Source organism: Bradyrhizobium sp. (assembly GCF_016462955.1).
Lineage (GTDB): Bacteria > Pseudomonadota > Alphaproteobacteria > Rhizobiales > Xanthobacteraceae > Bradyrhizobium.
Window position 1 is genome coordinate 1 of sequence record NZ_JAEMSD010000147.1, and the last position, 10,576, is coordinate 10,576.

General features: G+C 64.7%; 11 protein-coding genes. 7 read left to right on the top strand and 4 right to left on the bottom strand.

Translation table 11 applies throughout. The features are described from left to right. From JHD07_RS16885 to JHD07_RS16895, 3 genes are all read left to right on the top strand, one after another. Positions 1 to 1,930: xanthine dehydrogenase family protein molybdopterin-binding subunit (locus JHD07_RS16885; protein WP_291624214.1), on the top strand; the 1,930-nt coding region annotated here is incomplete at its 5' end. Positions 1,931 to 2,030: 100 nt separating this feature from the next. After that, a complete protein-coding gene (locus JHD07_RS16890) occupies positions 2,031 to 4,388 on the top strand; it encodes an Orn/Lys/Arg decarboxylase N-terminal domain-containing protein (protein ID WP_291624216.1) in 2,358 nt (785 codons plus the stop codon). Between the two features lie 6 nt (positions 4,389 to 4,394). Beyond that, positions 4,395 to 4,970, top strand: coding sequence for a GNAT family N-acetyltransferase (locus JHD07_RS16895; protein WP_291624218.1), 576 nt, complete (start codon positions 4,395 to 4,397; stop codon positions 4,968 to 4,970). Between the two features lie 3 nt (positions 4,971 to 4,973). On the opposite strand, the gene JHD07_RS16900 is transcribed toward JHD07_RS16895, so the two are convergent. Beyond that, positions 4,974 to 5,186, bottom strand: a complete 213-nt coding sequence (locus JHD07_RS16900) for a hypothetical protein (RefSeq protein ID WP_291624220.1) — start codon at positions 5,184 to 5,186, stop codon at positions 4,974 to 4,976. Positions 5,187 to 5,348: 162 nt separating this feature from the next. Between JHD07_RS16900 and JHD07_RS16905 the strand changes: the two genes are divergently transcribed. Continuing rightward, positions 5,349 to 6,290, top strand: a complete 942-nt coding sequence (locus JHD07_RS16905) for a dehydrogenase (RefSeq protein ID WP_291624222.1) — start codon at positions 5,349 to 5,351, stop codon at positions 6,288 to 6,290. Positions 6,291 to 6,347: 57 nt separating this feature from the next. Here the strand turns inward: JHD07_RS16905 and JHD07_RS16910 are convergent, their stop codons facing one another. Beyond that, positions 6,348 to 6,797, bottom strand: a complete 450-nt coding sequence (locus JHD07_RS16910) for a flagellar basal body protein (RefSeq protein WP_291624223.1) — start codon at positions 6,795 to 6,797, stop codon at positions 6,348 to 6,350. A 114-nt stretch (positions 6,798 to 6,911) separates the two neighbouring features. Next, entirely contained in the window at positions 6,912 to 7,961 is a 1,050-nt protein-coding gene (locus tag JHD07_RS16915) for a hydroxyacid dehydrogenase (protein ID WP_291624224.1), read from the bottom strand. A gap of 238 nt (positions 7,962 to 8,199) precedes the next feature. On the opposite strand from JHD07_RS16915, the gene JHD07_RS16920 reads away from it, so the two are divergent. The 3 genes from JHD07_RS16920 (at position 8,200) to JHD07_RS16930 (ending at position 9,811) form a co-directional block, all read left to right on the top strand. Continuing rightward, on the top strand, positions 8,200 to 8,751 hold the full coding sequence (locus JHD07_RS16920) for a thiamine pyrophosphate-binding protein (protein ID WP_291624225.1): 552 nt from the start codon (positions 8,200 to 8,202) through the stop codon (positions 8,749 to 8,751). 8 nt (positions 8,752 to 8,759) lie between these two features. Then, positions 8,760 to 9,356: a thiamine pyrophosphate-dependent enzyme gene (locus tag JHD07_RS16925; protein ID WP_291624227.1), complete on the top strand. Its 597-nt coding sequence runs from the start codon at positions 8,760 to 8,762 to the stop codon at positions 9,354 to 9,356. 77 nt (positions 9,357 to 9,433) lie between these two features. After that, the gene (locus JHD07_RS16930) at positions 9,434 to 9,811 is read left to right on the top strand and encodes a VanZ family protein (RefSeq protein WP_291624229.1); all 378 of its coding nucleotides are present in this window, start codon (positions 9,434 to 9,436) and stop codon (positions 9,809 to 9,811) included. A 44-nt stretch (positions 9,812 to 9,855) separates the two neighbouring features. Here JHD07_RS16930 and JHD07_RS16935 read toward each other — a convergent pair whose 3' ends face one another. Next, positions 9,856 to 10,239 carry a DUF1236 domain-containing protein gene (locus JHD07_RS16935; protein ID WP_291624230.1) on the bottom strand — a complete coding sequence of 128 codons (384 nt, stop codon included), beginning with the start codon at positions 10,237 to 10,239 and terminating at the stop codon, positions 9,856 to 9,858. Between the last annotated feature and the right edge of the window lie 337 nt (positions 10,240 to 10,576).

Genomic DNA, 10,576 nt, shown 5'->3' on the forward strand with positions numbered 1-10,576 from the left:
GTTCCGGCCGCTTCATGACGACAAGATCAAGTTTAACGGGCAGCCGATTGCTCTCGTGGTCGCCGAAGAATGGGAGATCGCGAAATTCGCCGCGACGCTGGTGCGAATCGACTACGAGCAGGACGACTTCGCGACCGACCTTGACGCCGAGCGCGGCACCGCCAGTGAAATCGACAAGCCGAACAAGCCGCGCGGCGACGCCAAGGCGGCGCTTGCGGCCGCGGCCCTGCGACACGAAGCCGACTACCTCATTCCGACCGAACATCACAATCCGATGGAGCTCAGCGCGACGACAGTGGTGTGGGAGGGCGACGGCAAGCTCACGGTTTACGACAAGACCCAAGGCGTCCAGAACGTGCACAAATTTCTCTGCGGCGTGTTCGAGAAGAAGCCGGAGGATATCCGCGTGCTTTCGCCCTATGTCGGCGGCGCCTTCGGTTCCGGTCTGCGGCCGCAACACCCGGTGGTGCTGGCAACGATGGCTGCGCTCGCGCTCGAGCGCTCCGTCCGCGTCGTGCTGACGCGGCAGCAGATGTATGGGCTTGGCTATCGGCCCATGACCATCGAGCATGTCGGGCTCGGGGCGAGGCCGGACGGCAACCTCGATGCGATCATTCACGAAGCCATCGCCGTTACCTCGCGCTACGAGGACTTTTCACGCAACGATACCGGTTGGGCGGAGCAGCTCTACAAGAGCCCCAATGCCTACTATTCCCACAAGCTGGTGGACCTCGATGTTGCAACGCCCTCCGACATGCGCGCGCCGGGAGCTGCAACGGGCGTCTGCGCGCTGGAGTGCGCGATGGACGAACTCGCCGTCGCGCTCAAGCTCGATCCGATCGAGCTGCGGCTGAAATGCTACTCGGATCGCGACCAGAGCGAAGACCTGCCCTACACCAGCAAGCAGCTGCGCGAATGCTACGCACGCGGCGCTGAAGCCTTCGGCTGGGCCCGGCGCAATCCAACGCCCCGCTCCACGCGTGACGGCAAGGAACTCGTCGGCTGGGGCATGGCGACCGGAGTTTGGGAGGCGCTGCAGATGCCGGTCGCCGTCCGCATCGTGCTGACGGCTAACGGCCATGCCGAAGTCTCCTGCGCCGCGTCCGATATCGGCACCGGCACCTACACCATCGTGGCGCAGGTCGCGGCCGATGCGCTCGGCCTGCCGATCGAAAACATCAGCGTCCGACTCGCCGATTCGACCTTGCCGCAGGCCCCCGTCGAGGGCGGCTCCTGGATGGCGGCGTCCAGCGCGCATGCAGTGCTGGGAGCGGCCGAAGAAATCCGCCAGGAGCTCGCGCATCTCGCAAAAGCAATGCCGGGCTCGCCGCTCGCCGACGTCGATGCCGCCAACGTCACCCTGGCCGACGGCATGATCGCTGGCAACGACAAGAGCGGGTCAGCCGTCTCGATTGCGGACGTGATGCGCCACAGCGGGCGCGAGCGGATCGAAAAGGAGAGGCTCAACCAGTTCGCCGAGGATAAATCGCATGCCCGCAACACGCATTCCGCGGTTTTCGCCGAAGTGAAGGTCGACGAAGAGCTGGATGTCATCCGCGTCACCCGGGTCGTGAGTGCAGTCGCGGCCGGGCGCATCCTGAACACCAAGACCGGCCGCAGCCAGGTCATGGGCAGCGTGGTCTGGGGAATCGGGATGGCGCTGCATGAGGAGACGGTGATGGATCACCGCTTCGGCCGCATCATGAATGCGAACATCGCCGAATACCACATTCCCGTGAACGCCGACGTCCACGACATCGACGTCATTTTCGTCGACGAGCCCGATGACCGCATCAACCGGCTGGGCATCAAGGGGCTGGGCGAGATCGGCATTGTCGGCGTGCCTGCGGCAATCGCAAACGCCGTCTACCATGCCACCGGCAAGCGCATCCGCCACTTTCCGATCACGCTGGACAAGCTGCTGGACTGAAACCGCAGGTACTCGAACCGGGCCGCATTCCCGGCCCCTGTCATCCCACTGTCATCGAATGTGCAGAGAGCTTGTAACTCCTGCACATCCGGGACCCGACATGGACTATTTCAAGCGCTTCAACTTCCTGTTCGCCGCACCCATGTTCGACGCCGACGATCTCGAAGGCGTCCGCTTCAACCAGATCATCGAGGAGATCCAGCGTTCCGGCTTCGAGGTGGTCCGGGCCCGCAAGCTGGAGGATGCCGAGATGGCGGTGCAGACCGACGCGGCGATCGGCTGCATGGTGGTGGACTGGGGCAAGAAGGGCCTCGAAGGCAAGACCTCGTCGCTGATCAATCTGATGCGCCGCCGCGGCCTCGACTTCCCCATCATCCTGTTGATCCGCCGCAAGCGGTTCGAGGATCTGCCCGTCGAGGTACTCGATTTCATCGATGGCTATGTCTTCCTGTCCGAAGAGACGCCGCCCTTCATCGCCAAGAACCTGATCAGCCGTCTCAAGCAATATGCCGAAACGCTAAAGACGCCGTTCTTCGGCGCGCTGGTCGACTATGCCGAGGAAGGCAACCAGCTCTGGACCTGTCCCGGCCACAACGGCGGCGTGTTCTACAACCGCAGCCCAATCGGGCGCGTGTTCGTCGAGCATCTCGGCGAATCCGTGTTCCGCGACGACCTCGACAATTCCGTGCTCGACCTCGGCGACCTCCTCACCCATGAGGGCCCGGCGCTGAAGGCGCAAAAGGAAGCGGCGGCAATCTTCGGCGCGGAGAAGACCTACTTCGTGCTCAACGGCACCTCGACGTCGAACAAGGTCGCGCTCGGCGCCCTCGTCACCGACGGCGATCTCGTGCTGTTCGATCGCAATAACCACAAGGCCGCACATCACGGCGCGCTGATGATCAATGGCGGCATCCCGGTCTACGTCCCGACCGTCCGCAACGCCTGGGGCCTGATCGGCCCGATGCGCTGGGACATGCTGGACGAGAAGATCCTGCGCGAGGCGATCCGCAACCATCCCCTGGTGAAGGAGCGCGAAGCCTGGCGCAAGGAGCGTCCGTTCCGCGTCGCCGTGGTCGAGCAGTGCACCTATGATGGCTCGATCCACAGCGCCGAGATGATCATCAAGCGCGTCGGCCACCTCTGCGACTATATCCTGTTCGACGAGGCCTGGGCCGGCTTCATGAAGTTTCATCCGCTCTATGCCGGCCGCTTCGCCATGGGTCTTGCCAATCTTCCTGCGGACGCGCCGGGCATCATCGCGACGCAGTCGACCCACAAGCAGCTGGCGAGCTTCTCGCAGGCCTCGCAGATCCACATCAAGGACCGTCACATCCGCGGCCAGAAGCGGCGCGTCGAGCACCGCCGCTTCAACGAGAGCTTTATGCAGCATGCATCGACGTCCCCCTTCTATCCGCTGTTCGCCTCGCTCGACGTCGGCGCGCAGATGATGAAGGGCCGCTCCGGCGAAGTGCTATGGGACGACACCATCCGGCTCGGCATCGAGCTGCGCAAGAAGATCCGGGCGATGCGCCGGGAGTTCGAGGAGAAGGAGCAAAAGCCGGATCGGCGCTGGTTCTTCGAGCCCTTCGTTCCCGACCGCGTCGCCATTCCCGATGTCGGCCGCCCCGGCGCCGTCCACGACGTCGCCTGGGAGACCTTGTCCACCGACGAGCTCGCGACCAATCCGGCGCTCTGGCAGCTCTCTCCGGACAGCAATTGGCACGGCTTTCCCGATCTTGCGGAAGGCTTTGCCATGACCGACCCGAACAAGCTGACACTGCTCACCCCCGGATTCGATCGCGCCACGGGCGCCTATGCCGAGCACGGCATCCCCGCGCCGATCGTCGCGCAATATCTGCGCGAGAACCGCATCGTTCCCGAGAAGAACGACCTCAACTCCCTGCTCTTCCTGCTCACCCCCGGCGTCGAGGCGAGCAAGGCCGGCACGCTGATTTCGGGCCTCGTCGCGTTCAAGAGGCTGCATGACGACAATGCCCTGCTGGCCGAAGCAATTCCCGAATTCCACCAGCGGCGGCAGGCGCGCTATGCCGGCGTGCGCCTGCGCGATCTCTGCAACGACATGCACCGCTTCTTCCGCGCCGCCGATGTCTGCGCGCTGCAGGCGCGGCAGTTCATGCCCGAGCACATGCCCGAGATCGCCATGTCGCCCCGCGATGCCGCGCGCTACCTGGTTCGCAACGATGTCGACTATCTGCCCATCGAGGCGATCGCCGGCCGCATTGCCACCACGCCTTTCGTCGTCTATCCGCCTGGCATCGCCACCATCGTGCCCGGGGAACGGCTGACGGAACGGGCCAAGCCCATGATCGACTATCTCAAGATGTTCGAAACCTGCTTCAACACCTTCCCAGGCTTCGACGTCGAGATCCAGGGTGTCTACAAGGAGGTTGATCCGAACGGTCGCATCGGGCTCTACACTTATGTGGTCGCCGAGTAGGTGCCGATGAACGAAACAGCTGCGCGCGCGAGCGACGAAGCCGTCGTCGTCAGGCCGTCACGCGAGAGCGACGTCGAGGCGATGCTCGCGATCTATCGCCATCACGTCCGCAATGGTGTGCCGCGCGAAGTCGAGGGAACCGGTGCGCCCGAGCCGGACGATCTGCGCGACCGGCGCAAGAACCTGAAGCAGACCCGCCTGCCGCATCTGGTCGCCACCTACCGCGGGGAGGTCGTGGGCTACGCTTATGCCGTGCTGTTCCGTAAACGCCCGGCGTATCGCTACACGGCCAAGCACTCGATCTACGTCCACCATGCGCATCTCGGCCGCGGAGTCGGACGGCTGTTGCTCCAGGAATTGATCGATGCTTGCGCAGCGGCCGGCTTCCGCCAGTTGATCGGCTATATCGACGCCGACAACGCGCCCTCGCTGGCGCTGCACGAAAAATTCGGCTTTACACGTGCCGGCCTGCTTCGCGGCGTCGCCTATCGCCACGGCCGCTGGTCCGACACGGTGATGGTGCAGCGCTCGCTCGGCGCCGGCACGACCGCACCGCCGCCGGTCGGAGCGCCTGCCCGGTGAGCTTCAGGACGGAAAGTCGGCCGGTTTCACATGGATGCGGTCAGCGTGCAGGGACCAGTGATGCAATGCCTGGTCCTTGCAGAACTTCGCCTTGGCCCGCTCTTTGGCCTCGTTCTCGTCGGAGGCGTCGATCTCGAGCGTGCCCTGGCAGATCTCACTCTGCCGGCCATACTCGCCGAGCACGTCCTTCATGAACCTGACGACATAAGTACCCATGGGACCTCCTGCTGCCATCGCAGCATTTTAATGCCATTTAGGCCGGACGGGGGAAGGAGATTTTGACGCGGATCAACACCGGGCAGCCCTGACCGAAGATCCGTTGCGGAACCCGCCGCCCGGGTCTATGGGCAAATGCCGGTCGTCCATGAGGATTTTGCCTTGCACTTTGTCTCCGATACCGAAGTCACGAAGGTTCTGACGTTTCCGATCCTCGTTGCGGCGCTGGAAGCGGCGCATCGGCGGCCGAAGATGGAGGTGCTGGACGCATTCCTGGGCGATGAGAAGGGTCAATACGTGATCCGCAGCGCCGTCGATCCCGGCCGCTACATGGCGAGCAAGATGTTTACCAGCTTCCCCAGCAATCTGGCCGAAGGCAAGATGCCGGCGGTGCAGGCCGTCTGCGTGCTGTTCGACGGCACCAACGGGAAGCCGTTGGCGGCGATGGACGGCACCGAGATCACGCATTGGCGCACGGCCGCCGATTCCGCACTCGCCACGAAATTGCTCGCCCCGCCCGCCCCCGAGACGCTGCTTTGCGTCGGTGCCGGCGAGATGTCCGAATGGCTGATCCGCGGGCATCGGACGGTGAGACCGTCGCTCGAGCGCGTGCTGATCTGGAATCGAAGCCCGGAGCGGGCTACCGACCTCGTCAGGCGGCTAGCGGAAAGCGGCGTGAAGGCAGAAGCGACCACCGATCTCGACGCTGCGACGCGCGAGGCCGACGTCATCACCACCTGCACGAGATCGCATCAGCCGCTGATCAAGGGCCGCAATTTGCGGCCAGGCGCGCATCTGGATCTCGTCGGCGGCTACACGCCGCAGACCCGTGAGGCCGATGACGATGCGGCCAGAATGTCGCGTGTGTTCGTGGACCGCAGGGAGTCCGCCTTCCACGGCGTCGGCGACATCCTGCAGCCGATCGCGAGCGGCGCGATCCGCGAGGCGGACGTGCTGGGCGACCTCTACGATCTCGCCGGCGGCCGGGTGCAAGGCCGCGTCTCACCGTCCGACATCACCTTCTTCAAGAATGCAGGCGGGGGTCATCTCGACCTCATGACCTGCGAGGCCGTGTTCCAGCAGCTCGGCGCAAAACTGGGGTAGTTGCCTAGCCCGAAGCAGCCAAGCGGGAGGCTGCAAAGACAAGGCCGAGATCAGCCGTCAGGCCTTGATGTCGAGGAGCGCCTCTGTCGTTTCGGCGTAGGCCTGAATGACCTTCGCATTGGCAACGAAGCTGTACTTTGCGGCCGCCAGTTGAGCGAATTCGTTGGCGATATCGACATTCGGCGCTGCGACCAGGCCATCCTGGTTTGCGAAGGCCGCGCCTGGGTCTGATTGTACGGTGTAGCTCGGCGAAACCGTAGACACCGTCGCGCTGGTGCCGCCCGGCGCCGAGCCACCGGATTGGTCGACCTGGTCGACGCGCAATGGCACGTAGGCCGCGGGAAACGTCGGAGCAATGCTCGAACCGCCTGTCACGGCCGATGTGCCCGACCGGTCCGAGGCTGGTAGCGGGCCGGTCGTACGGACATTGGCAATGTTGCTCGCGGCAACGTCGACGCGCAGGCTCGCAGCGGAAAGTCCGGATGTCGCAATCGAGAAGATGCTCATGGACTTTCGAGTACAGGACAAGTGATACGCGTTCACTTACCCGATCGATAAAATGCGGCGCATTGGCTTTCCGTCGCGGTAACCAACGATGGGAGGCCAATCAGGCTGCACTCCCTACCCCGGCATCACGCCGAACGCCTGCTTGAAACGCTCCGCATAGCGCGGCCAGACCTCGGGGTTGATGATGCGCGGCGGACGCTTGCCATCGAGCACGTCCAGCACCTGTTCGGCCGCAATGCGTCCCATGTTCTGCCGCGCCTCGATGGTAACGCCTGCCGTGTGCGGGCTTGCCAGCACGTTGTCGAACTGCAGCAGCGGATGCTCCGGCGGCGGCGGCTCCTTGGACCAGACGTCGAGACCGGCCCCTGCGATGCGCTTGTCGCGCAGCGCCTGGAGCAGCGCATCCTCGTCGTGGATGAAGCCGCGCGCCGTTGTGATGAAATAGGCATGCGGTTGCATCAACGCGAACTCGCGCGTGCTGATCATGTTGCGGCTGCCCTTGTTGAGGGGGCAGGAGATCGAGACGAAATCGGCGCGGCGCAGGAGCTCGTCGAGCTCGACCTTCTCCCCGCCCCGTTCGGCCATCACCTCCGCTGTGAGGTAAGGATCATAGGCCAGCACCTTCATGCCAAGCAGGCCCTTGCACAGGGCGGCGATGCGCCGGCCGACATTGCCGAGGCCGATGATGCCGACGGTTTTGCCCTCGACCTCGTTGCCGACAAGCTCGTTGCGGTTGACGTCGCGTTCGCGGCGCAGGCGGCGATCCGACTGGATGATACGCTTGGACAGCGTCAACATCATTGCCAGCGCGTGCTCGGCGACCGAATGGGCGTTGCCGCCGGACTGGTTGACGACCACGACGCCGGCGTCCGTGCAGGCTTCGACATCGACCGGGTCGAAGCCTGCGCCGTTGCTGGAGACCAGCAGCAGGTTCGGCGTGCGCTTCAGGAAGGCGGCATCGACATGGAAATGCGGGGCAAGCTCATCCCGGGCCGCGCCGATCTGATAGACATGCGCCGCACTCAGGATCGGCGCGTAGAAATCTTCGGGGCTCTCGTTCTCGATGCGATCGAGCCGGACGTCGGGCCGCGCCTTCAAAATGTCGATGTAGATCGGATTGGCCAGGTATTTGACGTAGAAGACGCGCTTGTTGTTGACCGACATCAGGACCCTTCCGGCTCTGTCGAGGGAGAGCCCAGGGTCAGCGCGATGCGCGCCCGTCCGTGCCCCTCCCGTGTTCTGGTTATCGCCGCTTATGCCATGGCGGTGCCGGCCACGGCAGGCCGTCTGGCGCAGATCACGGTGCCGGCCCCGACATGTTGACAATCCCGCTGCCGTCGTCAAGTTCGGCAGGCTGCCGCGGCCCGAACCAAGAAGCATGCGCGGCCCCAGGGAGCACGCAATGGCGATTGCGGAACGGCAGACACAGGGGAGCAGCGACAACAGCTGGCACGGCATCGTTCTGCAAACCCTGAAGCGGAACGAGATCAGCCTCATCCCCTATGTCCCGGACCGGGTGCTGACCCCGCTGATCAAGAACCTGCACGCCGATCCCTTCTTCACGACTTTTGCCACGGCGCGCGAGGAAGAGGCCGTCGGTATCGTGTCCGGCGCCTGGATGGGCGGACGGCGCGGCGCCGTGCTGATGCAGACCTCGGGCTTTGCCACGCTCGCCAATGTGCTGGCCTCGCTGGCGGTCCCCTACCAGATCCCGCTGATCATGTTCGTGTCCGAGCGCGGCACGCTCGGTGAGTTCAACTACGGCCAATCTCTGGTCTGCCGCACCATGCGCCCGGTGCTGGACTCGCTGGCACTGGAGCACCACACAATTACCCGGCTCGACGAGCTCGAATTCATCACCGACCGCTCGATCAAGCAGGCCGTCACCACGCAGGCGCCGGTGGCCCTGATCCTCAACCCGCTGCTGACGGGCGGCAAGGTGTTCGACAAATGAGGCCGGCGATGAACACTGGCAACACCAAGACGATGAACCGGTTCGACATCACCTCGCGCCTGATCGCGAAGCTGAAGCACGAGGAAGCGGTGATCGGCGGCATCGGCAACACCAATTTCGACCTCTGGGCCGCCGGACACCGCCCGCAGAATTTCTACATGCTGGGCAGCATGGGACTCGCCTTCCCGATCGCGCTCGGCGTGGCCCTGGCACAGCCGGGGCGCCACGTCTTCGCGCTCGAAGGCGACGGCTCGCTGCTGATGCAGCTCGGCGCGCTCTCGACGATCGCGAGCTTGAGGCCGAAGAACCTCGTCATGATCGTCATGGACAACGGCATCTACCAGATCACCGGCGCGCAGCCGACGCCGGCAGCTGGCGTCGCCGACATCGTCGCCATCGCTCTTGGCTCAGGCCTTGCCAACAGCGCCTGGGCCGCGGACGAGGAGGATTTCGAGCGGCTGGTCGACGATGCAATGGCGGCTGCGGGCCCCAGCCTGATCGCGGTCAGGATCGACGACAAGCCTGGCCTGGGCACTACCCGCCGCGACCCCGTGCAGATCCGGGAACGCTTTATGCAGGGCCTCGGCGTGCGCGAGCCACTTTAAGGTTTCGTCATTAACTACACGTCGATCTGATGGCGGGACCGTACCGGCCTGTTGCAAATCTGTGCTAAGCGAGCCGGATGTCCAGTTTGGTTCGTTATTTTGCCTGGTTGCTCGCGGCCGCCGTGACATTTGCAACGCTCGGTCCTCCCGGCCTTCGCCCCCATGCCAACCTCGGTCAGGATGGCGAACATGCGCTCGCTTTCGTCCTGGTAGGGCTGGCTTTCGGTCTCGCCTATCGGCGCCGGCGCCTGCTGATCGCAGCGGCCGCGGTCGTCCTGATCGGCGTGCTCGAGCTGATGCAATTTTGGGCACCCGGCCGCCATGCGCGGCTGGAGGATTTTCTAGTCGATGCCGCCACCGCCTGCCTCGGCTTCGCGCTCGCCGCAGCTGCCGACTGGCTGCTCACGCGCTTTCGCGCAAGCCCTGCCGCGACAAGCGAGGGCCCCGCGGAGTGACACTCCGCAGGGCCCATCTTCTCAACGCTTGGGCTTGCCGCCGATCAGTCGATGATCTTGACGACACGGCGCGTGCGCGGCTCGACGATCACGCGGCGATCATTTACCACGGCATAGCGATACTCGGTGTAGTTCGGCACGGGACGGAGCACCACAGTTGGGGGCAGCGGCTCACCGACCACGACGCGTTCCTCCACGACGACGGAGTCGCTCCGGGGGATGCCGCCCAGGATCGCGTTTGGAATCTCGAGGCCAGCGCCGACGGCCGCACCGACGGTGCCGCCGACCATCGCGCCGATCGGGCCGCCGATGTCGCCACCCGCGCGCGCGCCGTCCCTGGCACCCTGTTCGGTGGTCGACTGGGCAAAGGCTGCGCTCGAAGCCAGCAGCGAGGCGGCAACCAACGAAATCGCAATACGGGTCTTCATGTTGTTCAGTCTCCAGTGATTGTCCTGCGCCTTCAACCGCGAGGAGCGATCATTGTTCCGGTTCCCCCTGCCGAAGACGTGACCGAAGCGGAGACTGTTACCGGGTAACACTTCAACCCCGTGGCGATCTCGTGACCAGCCGTCACCTTCAGCGCCTGCCCCCCGCGAACCATCCCGCTATGCGCGGTGTCGGCCGACACAATTGCTGCGCCACCGTCGTGCTGGGCAGCGCGTTGGCTGCGCCATGCCGGCGATCATGCGCCCCGCGCGGTTGCGGCTTTCGCCGCAGCCGGCCGCGCTCCGCTGCGCCGCTTGCGAGCAGCGCGCGGCTTGGGCA

What these genes read in the sequence shown, in the direction of transcription:
- JHD07_RS16895 (WP_291624218.1), top strand. Translation starts at nt 4,395, where the DNA reads ATGAACGAAACAGCTGCGCGCGCGAGCGACGAAGCCGTCGTCGTCAGG.
- JHD07_RS16910 (WP_291624223.1), bottom strand. Translation starts at nt 6,797, where the DNA reads ATGAGCATCTTCTCGATTGCGACATCCGGACTTTCCGCTGCGAGCCTG.
- JHD07_RS16920 (WP_291624225.1), top strand. Translation starts at nt 8,200, where the DNA reads ATGGCGATTGCGGAACGGCAGACACAGGGGAGCAGCGACAACAGCTGG.
- JHD07_RS16900 (WP_291624220.1), bottom strand. Translation starts at nt 5,186, where the DNA reads ATGGGTACTTATGTCGTCAGGTTCATGAAGGACGTGCTCGGCGAGTAT.
- JHD07_RS16925 (WP_291624227.1), top strand. Translation starts at nt 8,760, where the DNA reads ATGAACACTGGCAACACCAAGACGATGAACCGGTTCGACATCACCTCG.
- JHD07_RS16935 (WP_291624230.1), bottom strand. Translation starts at nt 10,239, where the DNA reads ATGAAGACCCGTATTGCGATTTCGTTGGTTGCCGCCTCGCTGCTGGCT.
- JHD07_RS16915 (WP_291624224.1), bottom strand. Translation starts at nt 7,961, where the DNA reads ATGTCGGTCAACAACAAGCGCGTCTTCTACGTCAAATACCTGGCCAAT.
- JHD07_RS16890 (WP_291624216.1), top strand. Translation starts at nt 2,031, where the DNA reads ATGGACTATTTCAAGCGCTTCAACTTCCTGTTCGCCGCACCCATGTTC.
- JHD07_RS16930 (WP_291624229.1), top strand. Translation starts at nt 9,434, where the DNA reads ATGTCCAGTTTGGTTCGTTATTTTGCCTGGTTGCTCGCGGCCGCCGTG.